Here is a 13,087-nt window from a genome sequence, read left to right on the forward strand (position 1 = left end):
GGGGTGAATGTTCTACTCGAATTAATCCATAAAATGATTGAAAATCATAATTATGGATTGTATGAGAGTAAATCCCGATATAGAAAATATTAGCAACTGTCGAAGGCAGTTGCGCTATATTTTCATAATCGGGGTTCAATCAATATAAATGACATAAAAGAGGCTTGCCCAGCTTTTATATGTCATTTAATTTATTGAACAGGGAGGGATGAAGCGTAATTTGATCTTGAATTTTTGTGCCATCGCTAAAGCTAGGGCGACATGCGATTGTAACTTTTTTTTTCAAGAAAAAAAGTTTAGTAAAAAAAGTCCGCAATCTGTTTAACTGATCATTCATACCTGCATTTGTTTTACTTTATTCCTTATTTATATAGAGTTGTAAGGGATATAGAAAGTCAATAAAATAAGCTTATCTACAAGAAGAAGCAATTGAATATAAAAAGAAATCAGACAACTTCAGTATAGATTAATCAAATTAAAAAAGGTGAAACCTAAAATTATCCCAAAGAAAAACCCCCGAAAAAAATCCCGGGGGTACCTTTGAGAAGTTATAGCGATTAGTATTCTACATCAACCACTCGCCTTTCGAATCGGAAATTTTTAATATTGTCTATGAATTTTAAATGTGCCGGGTGATTGCGATAAACATCAAGCGACTGGCGGTTTTCAAATTCGGCTATTAGCACTACATCGGCTTGTTCTTTTTGTTCAATGGCATTCGCCCCATACTCAAACCGCTCGATTTGTGGAATTTGGGCCGGAAGCTCTGTAAGTTTTTTTAAGAAAATGCTTTTAATCCCGGCCTTCGAACGTCCATCTACTTCCTCATGCAGTCGCCACATTACAATATGCTTAATCATCAGCCTGATTGATTTCGTGTTTCAATGCTACCATTTTAATGGCTGCACCGGCTGCTTCTACGCCTTTGTTGCCGTGTTTGCCTCCTGCGCGGTCAAGTGCCTGTTGCTGGTTTTCGGTAGTCAGCACGCCAAAGCCCACAGGAATATTGTATTTTAAACTTACTTCATTTGTTCCCTCTGTTACGGCTTTGCACACAAAATCGAAGTGTCTTGTTTCACCTTGTATTACGCAACCCAGTACAATTATGGCATCAACATCGGTGTATTCAGCCATGTATTGCGCACCCAACGACAATTCATAGCTTCCGGGTACATATTTGAAGAGTATATCTTCGGGTTTTACGCCATGTTCAATGAGGGTATCTTTGGCTGCTTTGCCCATCGATTCTGTTACTTCAGGATTCCATTCTGCCACAAGAATTCCAAATTTGTATCCGGTGGCGTCCGGTATAGGCTGTATAGATGTATCGGAGAGGTTTTTTAATGAGGTAGCCATAGGTCCAAATTTTTATTGTTCTTAATAAAAAAGGAGGTATTTTTTAACACCTCCTTTAATCTCGTTAAGCCTTTGGTTATGAATTCATCATAGCCTTTGTGCGGCTTATGTATTTTTCAATTTGCCGGTATTCGCGACTTTCCGGAAATTCTTTTTCGATACGTTCGTAAAGCTCCAGTGCTTTTTCGTACTGTCCTTCGGTGTAATACACCTGTGCAGCTTTCATTAGATAAATAGGCGAAGTAAATCTATTTTTAAAAACATTGGCAGCTTCTTGGTAGTATTCTGCGCCTTTAATGTTTTCACCCATTTCTACATATGCATCACCAATGGCTCCTTTAGAAGTTACCCGGGTCATAATGTCTTCGGCAGAGTAATCTTTCAGGTAGTCTACAGCCTCTGTGAAGTTGCCCATGTGAAGATAACTTATACCGGCATAATACTGAGCCAGGTTTCCTGATGGTGTTGAACCATATTCGTCAATAATATCGAGGAAACCATAATTGTTTCCGTCCCCGTTGAGTGCCAGGTTAAATGAATCGCGCTGAAAATATTGTTCAGCCGGGAAAATCATTTCCTGCGCTTCCATAATTTTAGGTTGCATGATATATTTCTGATACCCCCAATATCCTATTACGAGGAGGGCTACCACTACAGCTACAGTGGTGATTGTTTTTTGATTCTTTTCAATGAAATGCTCTGTGCGACTCAACGCCTGTTCAACATTCTCAAATGTTGATTCCTGTGCCTGGTTTTGTTTCTTCTTTTTTGACATCTTCCTTACAGATTTTTCTATTAATTCAGCGCAAAATTAAGCGAAATTATTTCATCGGCAAATAAATTTACGAGCTGTTAAACGATTGTGGGTAAGTTTTCTGTTTTTTATACAAAATCTAAGGTGCAATGATTAATTTTGCACCCATGTATTTGAACAAGCTTACACTACTGAATTTTAAAAATTATGAATCTGCCGGGTTAGATCTGTCGCCGGCAATTAACTGTTTTGTAGGAGATAACGGTGCTGGGAAAACCAATTTGCTCGAGGCTGTATATTATTTATCTTATTGTAAAAGCTGTTTTAATATTCCTGATCTACAAAATATTAAGCAAGGCGATCAATTTTTTATGATTGATGGCAATTTTAATTTGCGCGACGAAGAGGAGAAAATTGTTTGTGGTGTGCAGGAGGGGCGGAAAAAGAAATTCAGCCGGAATAAAAAGGAGTATCAGCGCCTGTCTGATCATATTGGATTAATTCCTGTTGTACTCAGTACACCCAGCGATACACAGCTCATACACGACGGTAGTGAAGAGCGCAGAAGGCTGATCAATACGTTAATTTCTACCCATAATCGCAGTTACCTTCAAAAACTTATCGATTACAATAAAGCGCTGGAACAGCGAAATCGCTTGTTAAAACTTTTTGCAGAACAAAATTATTGGGATGAAACCTCGCTTGAGATGTGGGACGAAGCATTACATAAAAACGCCATGCCCATTTTTGAAGCGCGCAAGGAACTTCTTGAACAGTTAATACCCGATTTTCAGGAATACTACAATTATATTTCCGGTCAGCAGGAAGCGGTTTCCCTACAGTATAGATCCGATATTTTTGATGGCAAGCTAAACGATTTGTTGAAGCAAAACCGCAAGGCAGATCAGCTGGCGCGATATACAACTAAAGGGATACATCGCGACGATTTGATGTTTATGATTGGCGACCGCAATGTAAAGAAGACCGCCTCGCAAGGGCAGCAGAAAACTTATTTGGTGTCACTCAAATTTGCACAGTTCGAGCTCATTAAGAAAACCATGGATAAAAAACCCTTGTTGTTACTCGATGATGTTTTCGACAAGCTCGATGCTTCAAGGGTTGAACGCATCATTTCACTGGTGGCCAAAGATAGTTTCGGGCAAATTTTTATTACAGATGCCAATAAGGTAAGGATTGACAAAGTGCTTGAGAAAGTTTCATCAGATTTTCGTATCTTTAATGTAGTAAATGGACAAATTTCACCGGTAGAATAAATTAATACAATGAGAAGAAGCAATGAAAGTTCGCTGGGCGATTTAATTGATAATTGGCTTAAAAAGCAAAACAAACATTCACCTATAGTCAGGGCGCATGTGGTGAACCACTGGGAAAATTATGTGGGAAAAATGGCCGCTCGCTATACAGACAATGTGAAATTTAAAGACGACAGGCTTATTGTTAAAATGAAATCAGCAGTTGCGCGGCGCGAACTCGAAATGATAAAAACACCCCTGATTGAAAAAATCAACCAGGAGGCGGGGAGTGAAGTTGTATCTGATATTGAGTTTAATTCCTAATTCTGTGCACGCAGTATTTGTCTTCAAAAAACAACTTAATGCTCTTTCATTAATGGTTATTCTTTTTTACCATTAAGAAGTTAAGGAAGATGAAGGATAAAAAGCAAAAAACAATTGTGCGCTACTGGCGGCTTCAGCAATTCATCTAGCTTTCACTACAGCCCGTTTTTTTAACTTCAAAAAATTTCTCATACCCTGCAAAGAAGTATTCACTCTCTTTTTGGGCATTTTCGTCACTATCCGATCCATGTACAGCATTGGCCTGTACTGATTTTGCAAACATATTTCGTATGGTACCCGGATCGGCCTTTTGCGGATCGGTATTGCCTATTAGCTTACGAAAATCATCTACAGCATTTTCTTTCTGTAAAATAGCCGCAACGATGGGTCCTGATACCATAAATTCAACCAAATCTTCAAAGAATGGTTTTTCTTTGTGTATACAATAGAAACTGCGGGCTTCGCTTCGGCTAAGTTGTACCATTTTCATGGCCGCAATGTGAAAGCCAGCATTTGAGATTTTATCTAAAATGGGTCCGATATGCTCATTCTTTACAGCACCCGGCTTAATAATAGTGAGCGTAATAGTTTCTGACATGTTGTGAGTTTTATTAATTAAACATTCATGAAATACATTTAATACAATGATTTGTTCAGCTAAGATAAAAAGAATCCAAATAAAAAGTCAATCAGTTACTAATATCTCGCTGCAAATAAGTTTTGTTTTGGATTATTGATAATATTATTTCAATTTTTTTCAACAACTCAAGGGTGGTATGAGTTAGTTATATAAACGATTGTGGACATAAAAAAGAACAGGAGTAGCAGATGTTTGCATATCTGGTATTGATTATGAGTTTTAGTTTTGCATTGAATAGTAGCTTTGTTGAACAACAGACAAAAGAAAGGAATATTTTGACAGATATTTATAAGTTTCAAATTCTAAAAGCCGGTGATATCAATCCGGGTGGATGGATAAATAAACAATTAGAACGTGATTTAAACGATGGTTATGTAGGCCATTACGCCGAAGTGAATCCTACGGTTACCCACGATGTGTTTTTTAACCAAAACCGGATAAGTAAACGAAAATTCTCGTTACGTAAAGAATGGTGGAGTGGAGAACACGAAGGTTATTGGAAAGATGCTGTGGTACGCATGGCTTTTCTTACCGGAGACAGTGCCTACATCAATGAAATGCGTTCATGGATGAATGAATTACTGGAAAATACCGGAACGGAAGGTTATATTGGAATTTATCAGGACTGTGAAGCCACGGGTTGCCGTTTTCATCACGATCGAGGCAACGGTGAGTTGTGGACTACCAGCAGGGTTTTAATGGCCATGTTGGCTTATTACGAATTTACCGGCGAACAAAAAATTTTAGATGCTGCCGAAAAAGCCACTCAGCTCGTGATGCAGCAATATCAGGATAAAAACTATTTTTCGCATACTTCAAAAGGTGGCGGTGTGAGTCATGGAGTTGGTTTTTTTGAAAACCTGGAATGGCTCTACAGGCTTACAGGAAAAACGGAATATCTCCGTTTTGCAGGCAAATTGTACGAAGATTTTAATGAAGGCCCCATCAGAGATGATGATTTAAAAACCGAACTGTTACTCAATGAAGAACAATTGTTTGAAAAGCATGGCGCCCATATTGCTGAAGGATTGTTTGTGCCGGAATTTATAGCTACAATACAATCGGGTCATGCGTTGGATAGCGCCGCAGGTAATGTAATGGAAAAGCTGAAACAACATCTTACCCCCGGCGGGGCTATGCGTTGCGATGAATGGATAAAGGGTCGTGAAGGTACGGCTGATGAGCATTACGAATATTGCGGTATTGCCGAGATGATTAGTCCAATGAATAAAATGATTGCTTTTACCGGCAATTTTAACTTAGCCGATCGCATTGAGAAGATGACTTTTAATGCAGGGCAGGGTGCACGAATGCCTGTTTTAAAGGCTGTTTCTTATCTCACGACCGATAACCGCATAAAAATTAATCACAGTGAAATAGCCAAGCGTGAGTCATACGATGCTGCACACTTTGCCGCTGCGTGTTGTGCGCTCAATGCGGGCAGGTTAATGCCTTACTACGTAGAAGGCATGTGGATGAAGGCTGCCAATGACAATCAATTAGCAGCTATGCTTTATGGACCCAACACCTTAGAAACTTCTTTGAATGGTGTGCCGGTTAAGATTATCGAAGACACAGATTATCCGTTTTCCGATCAAATAACTTTTAACATAGCACCTGAAAAGCCTGTTGAATTTGATTTGGTGCTGCGGAAACCTTTTAATTGTCAGGACTTTAAACTTCAGAAACCAGCAGGTGCTGAAGTCGAAGAATTGGACGACAGGGTATTGTTACGCCACGAATGGAAACAAGGCGATAAGGTATCAGTTCAGTTTAATTTTAAGATAAGGCAACACGATCATCCAAAATCAAAAACTGTTAAAGGTAAAGGTGTATACATTCAACGTGGACCGCTTGTTTATGCTTTACCATTTGAGCATAAAACCAAGAAAGTAAAAGAACATCATAACAGTGGTTTTCACAGGTATAAAATAAAAGCAAAAGACAGAAGCAACTGGAAGTTGAAACTGGATGTGAACGAACCTTTGCAATTTATCCCGGCAAAAGCGGATAATCTTCTCACACCCTGGGATAAACCGGCAGTGAAGATAGAAGCTACGCTAGCAGATAGAAAAGGAAATCGAGATCGATATTTGTTAATTCCCATGGGGAATACTATATTTCGCCGTGTAGCATTTACAAAAGCTAACCATAAAAAATAAGATATGAAGGATAAAACCAGTATAGTAATTTGTGCCTATAATGAAGAACCAACAATAAAGGATGTGGTTTCGAAATGTAGAGCATATAACCCGGAGAGTGAAATTATAGTTGTTGATGACGGCTCACAGGATAAAACAGAGCAAATTTTAAGAGAATTAAATCAGGAGCTCGATTTTCGGTATATCCAGCTCGATGAGAACCAGGGTAAGAGTAATGCCATGGTTATTGGTGTAGAGCATGCCAAGCGAGAAATTATCCTGTTTTTTGATGCTGATGTATCAGGTATAAAAAAGGAACATTTCAATCAGTTGCTCGATCCACTGGAAGATGAGGCCGACATGGTGCTGGGTTCACCTTCTGAAACCCTCATTGATTATCGTGTAAATCCATTTAAAAGCCTAACGGGTGAGCGTGCTTTGTATAAAAAAGATCTTGAGCCCATTCTTGAGAACATTCAGGATATTCGATTTGGGGTAGAAACCTATATGAATTTGTATTTTCAGGCACATGGAAAAAAAATTAAGTATACCTTACTCGATGGGCTTACACATCCTACAAAATATGATAAAACAACGGCCGATAAAGCTACGAGGGAGTTTATAAATGAAGGAAAAGAAATCGCTGTTACTTTACTTAAAAATTATGACCTTATTACACAGCGTATTTCCAACTCATTCGGCGAGCAAGGCGACAATATTAAGGAATCGTTCAAAAAATTGCATAAAGATTTGAACGAAAAAATTCAGGTTTTACTAAAAAATAATGGATAGAAAGCGTATTGTCAGGTCTGCAGTTTTTCTAATTGTGGGCATCGGTCTTTTGTGGTTGGTTTTTCGCGATACTAAACTCGATCAGTTATACAGTGAATTGAATAAAATCAATCCGTTCTGGATAGGTCTATCGATTCTAATTAATATTTTAAGTCAGTTTGTGCGGGGTCTGCGCTGGAAGATGCTTTTCAGACCCATGAACTACAATCCACGCACAACAAATATATTCTTGTCCGTTATCGTTCTTGCATTTACCAACCAGGTGATACCACGTGGAGGAGAAATAGCACGGCTTGGTGTTATTAATCGCTATGATAAAATTCCGCTGGCAAAATTGTTTGGTACAGCACTCGTGGAAAGGCTCACCGATTTATTTATTTTGTTCCTGATTTTTGTAGCCCTGTTGGTGTGGCAAATGCCGTTAATAATTAAAATTATAGAGTTGCCAGAAATCAGTATGCAAAATTTGAGTTTCTCTACTGTGATGATAATTATTGGTGGCTCTGTAGTCTTTTTGCTGGTTGCCTGGTTTATTCTAAGAAAGTTCAATGTGTTTGAGCGTTTTCGCTATAAATTGAAGGCGGTCGGTCATGATATTAGAGAAGGTTTCACTTCGCTTTACAAGATTCAGGGAAAGTTATGGTACATCTTACAATCTGTTTTGATTTACGTCCTCTGGTTATTGATGTTTTATGTGCTCATTTTTGCTTATCCACCCATGAAAGATGTTAGTTTCACTGCAGCAGCTTTTACTTTTGGTGTAGCCACTTCAGCATTTTTATTGCCAATTCAGTCAGGTATGGGAGCGTGGCATTTTTTAGCCATACAAAGTCTGATGCTCTTCGGTATTGGACACGATACAGCTGCCGTTTTTGCACTAATGGCCCATGCTGTAACCAATTTGGTGCATTTGCCTCTGGGCGCAATTGCTTTTGCAGTGTTGCCCATTGTGAACAGAAACAAATCAACCAGCGGTTGAGGCTTTTATCCTGAGGATAAGTGGCTTTTCTTCCTGAAATAAGGTTTTAATTTTAGAAATTGTTTTTCATAAAAGTCGTAAGAAACCATAGCAAGTATATATGTTGCAAATAGTTCTGATGTTATAGCCAACAATGGGTGCCAATCTTCTAAAAATATAGTGCCAATAGTGATTGTAAAACCACTGTATACATATAATCCATAGGTGTATCGACCCAAATTTTCAGTTAACATAAAGACTCTGTTTTTTTTTATTCGGGGAGCCCATTCTATAAATACCAGTATTAGGGAAATGAAGCAAATTGATAGTTGAATATGATATATAATGGGGGGTGTGATTAAAATCAGGGATAAACAACTGAATACAAAAACCAGCATGGTAAATTTTATTCTATATTTTTTATTGTAAAATAGGAAGGCTCCTGCCATACCGGCAGCAAAATTTACAAAATGGGTAATGGTATGCGAATATGTTGAAAACTCATTGTTCCCGGCCCATAACATAAAAGTAACATAGGTTATTACAAGTAATATAACAAAAGTCCAGAGATGTCGTTTAAAAGAGTTTGCTATGAATAAAAATATGAGATAAAATTGCTCTTGTACACTCACGGACCAAAGGAGTTTCAATGAAAAAAGGGTATCAGAATTTTCATAATTTGACAAAAATAACCAGTACATCCATGGTTTTTTGGGCATAGATACCGAAAAGTCCCAAAAATATGTCATCAATGGCAGAAGTCCCATTAGGACTATTAATACAAGAAAGTATAATGGAAAAATGCGAAGTGCACGGCGCCAGAAAAAGTTCCTTTTTGAAAAACCGTTTGTAGTATCAATTTCCCGCAGTGTCAGCCATGTTAGTAAGAAACTGGATAATACAAAGAAAAAATCGACTCTTCCATAACCATAAATCCAATCTGAGGCACTATGGAAAAAGAAAATCGCCAGAAAAGCTAAGAAACGTAAAGTGTCTAACCCGGCAATTCTTTTCATATTGCTTTATGATAGTCTTTCCAGCTTGAGCTCATCATTTTTTTGCAATCCCCTGAGAAATTCTTCTGCTGAGACGCGTTTTTTAGACTGGGGCTGAAGCTCCTTAATTTCGTACCAGCCTTTTTTAACAGCTATTGCCAGGGTGGTTTGGTCTGTTTTTATGATGCCGGGAATGATGTCGTGATCCTCGCTGGTATAATGTCCCGTGAAAATTTTGGCCGTAAATGGCTTCCCGTTTTTTGTGAAAGTTGTCCAGGCTGCCGGGTGGGGAGATAGTCCGCGTATGAAATTGTGTATTACTCTGCCATCTTGCGACCAGTCTATTTCACAGTCTTCTTTGTAAATTTTTGGTGCAAACTTGTCTGATTTCCTGATTTGTGGAATTGCTTCTGCTGTGCCTTCTTCTATTTCATTTACTGAGGCACTTAAAATGGAAGCACCTGTAACCATGAGTTTATCATGTAGTGTACCTGCAGTATCGTTTGGGTAAATATTTACATTATGCTGCATGATGATGCGGCCTGTATCTATATTTTTTTCCAGAAAAAATGTTGTTACTCCTGTCTGTTTTTCACCGTTAATTATGGCATGATTTATTGGAGCTGCACCCCGGTAGTCAGGCAGTATGCTTGCATGCAAATTTATTGACCCGTGTGTTGGTAAGTCGAATACAGCCTCCGGTAGCATCCGAAATGCTACTACAACATTCAGGTCTGGCTGGAGTGCCTTAAGTTCGTCAATAAACTCTGGATCCTTCAGGTTGGTGGGTTGCAGTACCGGTATACCGGCTTTTACAGCAAATTCTTTAACGGGTGTGGGTATTACCTTTTGTCCTCTTCCACGTTTTTTGTCTGGTGCAGTAACCACTGCTACTACATTATAATTAATGTTAAGGGTCTCCAGCGATTTTACGGCAAAATCAGGAGTGCCCATGAAAATTATGCGCATATGAGTTATTTTCGAGGTGAATATATTATTCTACTGCTTGTTTTTTAGAAACCTTAATCCAGTCCACGGTAAAATAGGCCGGAAGATTTTCCGGTTGCTTCTCTAAAATGGATGCCAGATTAATGTAAAGTTCCTCGCCATTGAGTTGATGGGGCTCCCTTGCTACTTCAATGTTGTTCAATGACCAGATAAGCTCGTTTTCATTCCATTCAAGGCTGTAAATAAAAAACTTGTCATTTATATTGATGCCTTTTATTTTATGACTGATAACCTGCTTGCCATTTTCTTTGGGAATGTAGCGTACTTCAAATCCATTGCCATTCCCTGTTTTAATAAGATCTATGTGTGGGGTGATTTGTTCTCCTTTCAGACTCAGTCCGTGTACAATGTTGCTTGGTTGCTGTAAGCTGACTTTGGCTTCAATCTTACCCTGATTGAAGCGGAAAGCTTTAGCGGTATTAAGGGTACCGGAAGTAAAATCGAACTCATTTTCCATAAAACCTAGTTTTTTACTCCAGGTTTTACCTTTGGTATGTTCTTTTTTCGTTTCTATCTTGAGTGCCGACTGGTCAATACGCAGATTGTCACCTTTAGTGAAAAATTGTTTTTCGCCTTTGGTTACATAGTTGTCATTGAAAGCCATCATTCCGGCAAAAACCACAGGGGACCAGACATCATTATTCAATTGCTGTTCATCAAAATCATCAGAAAAAATGGTTTCCCACTGACGTATTGCTTTAAACCGGTCTTCTTCGGTAGCTTTAAAGTACCATTTTAAATCTTCGTTGTTTTCCAGTTCCTTAAATTTTGCCAGGCTTTTATATTCCTCTGTTTTCTCAAATTTCTTGTCGTCTTTCAGGTATTCCACTTTTTCTGTGAACGCGGGATCTTCCGTTTGTTCTTTGAGTTCATAATAGCGTTTCAGTTTGTCGCTCTCTTTTACTTCAAGGTAGTTTTTATACTGTTTCGATTGCTCAAACTTGCGGTAGAACTTAATATCCGGATCTTTTTGCAATTGTTTGTACTCTTGCTGAACTTTGAATAAATCGGAATTTTTAAAAGTGGTTTCTTTAAGTTTATCCTGGTATTCATCTGATTGCAGATAGATTTCCAGTGCTTCATACTCATTCATTAATTCGCCGCCCGATGTTTGATCTATGAAGTCGGGATGTCCTGCATTGACGAATTTAAAATATACTTTGAGCTCACCATCTTTTTGAAGGTTCTGGTATTGATCCCGCTGGTCAATTTGCTCCTTATATTCGGTCTCGTTTTCTTTATTTATTTTACTGTAATCAAAGCCCGCTACAGCTTCTTTTAATGAATTGAAACTGTTAAGTTTATCACTATCTTTCAGGCTTTTATAGGTCTTGAATCCCGGGCTATTGATTAGTTTGAAGTATTTTTTGAGGTCGGGCTGTTTTTTTAAGCTTTTAAACCGTTTTGCTTTATCAAGCTCTGCTTTGTGGTCAGCATCCATCTGCTTTTTAATCTCTTCTATCTGACCACTTTCTACGGTTTCTTTAATTTCATTGTACCTTGCAAGCTTCTCGCTTGCGGCTATCTCTTCAAACCGTTTGAGCTCATTAGATTCAAGCGTTTTAAAATAAAGTTGTATGCTTTTATCTTTTTGCAGATTAGTGAACTCGTTTATGAGTTTTTCTTCATCACTGCCTGTATAAATTATGGATTCTATCTCTTTTTTCTTTTGCTGAAACTCATCCGATTCAATGTATGCTTTCAGGTCTTCATATTCTTTAAGCATGTCAGATTCATCAATTTCCTGATGCCGTTTTTGTTCTTCAACCAATTGGTTCCGTGCTGATTCCAGTTTTTCAGTGTCCGGAATTTGCCCAAGTATGTTTTTTAACCACAAATTTGCCATAATGATTCAATTGTTTGTGTAACTGATCAAGTGGATAAATATACAAATTTCACAGGTTTGGTGGTACTTTATTGTGAAATAATTGGCAAATTTGTATGATGAACCATCGGTTTGAACAAAATTTTTTACTGCTATGTTAAAAAATCCAGTGCAAAAGGTAGCTGCAATTCATGACTTGAGTGGGTATGGAAGAGCCTCTCTAACAGTTGTTATTCCGGTTTTAAGTTCAATGGGTTTTCAGGTGTGTCCAATTCCCACAGCTGTGTTATCAACACATAGTCAATTTAAAAATTACCGGTTTGTGGATTTAACCGACCATATACCCGGCATTATGGAACACTGGAAAGAGCTCAACCTCCAGTTTGATGCTATTTACAGTGGTTTTCTGGGGTCTGCCAGACAAATTGATATGATGATACATTTCATAGATCAATTTAAGGACAAGGATACCATGGTAATGATCGATCCGGTTTTGGGTGACAATGGAAAAATTTACGGACCTTTTAACCAGGAGATGGTCAATGAAATGCGCAAACTGGTGTGTAAAGCCGATATCATTACACCCAATATTACAGAAGTTGGACTGCTACTCAATAACGACCCTGAGATGATTCGCAACACAAAAGATACCATTCTCGCCATTGATCAATTGACTGCTCTGGGGCCCGAAATTATTGTGGTAACTAGTGTACCCGATGACGATGATGGCAAAACCGCAGTTGTTGCCTATAACCGTCAGGATGGCCGTTATTGGAAAGTACCCGTAGATTATTTGCCTGCCGCTTATCCTGGCACTGGCGACACTTTTGCAAGTGTACTGCTTGGCTCGCTTTTGCAGGGCGATAATTTACCCATGTCGCTCGACCGTGCCGTACAATTTATTTCGCATGGCGTGCGCTCAACTTTTGGATTTCATTATGATGAGAAAGAGGGTATTTTATTGGAAAAAGTGCTGCCTGCATTGAAGTCTCCGGTACAACTGAGTAGTTATGAGGTTTTAAAAAAATAAGTAATTCCACA

At 38.5% G+C, this 13,087-nt stretch carries 13 protein-coding genes; 6 read left to right on the forward strand and 7 right to left on the reverse strand.

Going from position 1 to position 13,087, the window contains the following annotated elements:
- Positions 1–557: 557 nt before the first annotated feature.
- The 3 genes from ACTB0Y_RS01675 to ACTB0Y_RS01685 form a co-directional block, all read right to left on the reverse strand.
- On the reverse strand, positions 558–860 hold the full coding sequence (locus ACTB0Y_RS01675) for a Dabb family protein (RefSeq protein ID WP_463205050.1): 303 nt from the start codon (positions 858–860) through the stop codon (positions 558–560).
- Positions 853–1,356 (reverse strand): 6,7-dimethyl-8-ribityllumazine synthase, encoded by a 504-nt coding sequence (gene ribH / locus ACTB0Y_RS01680; RefSeq protein WP_463205051.1) that lies wholly within the window; start codon positions 1,354–1,356, stop codon positions 853–855. The genes ACTB0Y_RS01675 and ribH overlap by 8 nt, the downstream gene beginning before the upstream one ends.
- Before the next feature lie 76 nt (positions 1,357–1,432).
- The gene (locus tag ACTB0Y_RS01685; RefSeq protein ID WP_463205052.1) at positions 1,433–2,131 is read right to left on the reverse strand and encodes a tetratricopeptide repeat protein; all 699 of its coding nucleotides are present in this window, start codon (positions 2,129–2,131) and stop codon (positions 1,433–1,435) included.
- Between the two features lie 128 nt (positions 2,132–2,259).
- On the opposite strand from ACTB0Y_RS01685, the gene recF reads away from it, so the two are divergent.
- Positions 2,260–3,384, forward strand: coding sequence for a DNA replication/repair protein RecF (recF, locus tag ACTB0Y_RS01690; protein WP_463205053.1), 1,125 nt, complete (start codon positions 2,260–2,262; stop codon positions 3,382–3,384).
- Positions 3,385–3,393: 9 nt separating this feature from the next.
- Entirely contained in the window at positions 3,394–3,687 is a 294-nt protein-coding gene (locus tag ACTB0Y_RS01695) for a DciA family protein (protein ID WP_463205054.1), read from the forward strand.
- Positions 3,688–3,832: 145 nt separating this feature from the next.
- Here ACTB0Y_RS01695 and ndk read toward each other — a convergent pair whose 3' ends face one another.
- Complete coding sequence (gene ndk / locus ACTB0Y_RS01700) at positions 3,833–4,285, reverse strand: nucleoside-diphosphate kinase (RefSeq protein WP_463205055.1); 453 nt, start codon at positions 4,283–4,285, stop codon at positions 3,833–3,835.
- Positions 4,286–4,515: 230 nt separating this feature from the next.
- On the opposite strand from ndk, the gene ACTB0Y_RS01705 reads away from it, so the two are divergent.
- Genes ACTB0Y_RS01705 through ACTB0Y_RS01715 form a run of 3 tightly spaced genes read left to right on the forward strand, consistent with a single transcriptional unit; the run spans position 4,516 to position 8,239 of the window.
- A complete protein-coding gene (locus ACTB0Y_RS01705) occupies positions 4,516–6,489 on the forward strand; it encodes a beta-L-arabinofuranosidase domain-containing protein (RefSeq protein WP_463205056.1) in 1,974 nt (657 codons plus the stop codon).
- A 3-nt stretch (positions 6,490–6,492) separates the two neighbouring features.
- Positions 6,493–7,260 carry a glycosyltransferase family 2 protein gene (locus ACTB0Y_RS01710; RefSeq protein WP_463205057.1) on the forward strand — a complete coding sequence of 256 codons (768 nt, stop codon included), beginning with the start codon at positions 6,493–6,495 and terminating at the stop codon, positions 7,258–7,260.
- Positions 7,253–8,239: a lysylphosphatidylglycerol synthase transmembrane domain-containing protein gene (locus ACTB0Y_RS01715; RefSeq protein ID WP_463205058.1), complete on the forward strand. Its 987-nt coding sequence runs from the start codon at positions 7,253–7,255 to the stop codon at positions 8,237–8,239. The genes ACTB0Y_RS01710 and ACTB0Y_RS01715 overlap by 8 nt, the downstream gene beginning before the upstream one ends.
- 5 nt (positions 8,240–8,244) lie before the next feature.
- Here the strand turns inward: ACTB0Y_RS01715 and ACTB0Y_RS01720 are convergent, their stop codons facing one another.
- The 3 genes from ACTB0Y_RS01720 to ACTB0Y_RS01730 are packed head-to-tail and all read right to left on the reverse strand — an operon-like array spanning position 8,245 to position 12,067.
- A complete protein-coding gene (locus ACTB0Y_RS01720; RefSeq protein WP_463205059.1) occupies positions 8,245–9,234 on the reverse strand; it encodes an acyltransferase family protein in 990 nt (329 codons plus the stop codon).
- A gap of 6 nt (positions 9,235–9,240) precedes the next feature.
- The gene (gene fmt / locus ACTB0Y_RS01725; RefSeq protein ID WP_463205060.1) at positions 9,241–10,182 is read right to left on the reverse strand and encodes a methionyl-tRNA formyltransferase; all 942 of its coding nucleotides are present in this window, start codon (positions 10,180–10,182) and stop codon (positions 9,241–9,243) included.
- A 25-nt stretch (positions 10,183–10,207) separates the two neighbouring features.
- Positions 10,208–12,067, reverse strand: a complete 1,860-nt coding sequence (locus ACTB0Y_RS01730; RefSeq protein WP_463205061.1) for a glycoside hydrolase family 16 protein — start codon at positions 12,065–12,067, stop codon at positions 10,208–10,210.
- 133 nt (positions 12,068–12,200) lie between these two features.
- On the opposite strand from ACTB0Y_RS01730, the gene ACTB0Y_RS01735 reads away from it, so the two are divergent.
- Complete coding sequence (locus tag ACTB0Y_RS01735; protein WP_463205062.1) at positions 12,201–13,076, forward strand: pyridoxamine kinase; 876 nt, start codon at positions 12,201–12,203, stop codon at positions 13,074–13,076.
- The last annotated feature ends 11 nt before the right edge of the window (positions 13,077–13,087 follow it).

It is taken from the genome of Salinivirga sp., assembly GCF_055145285.1.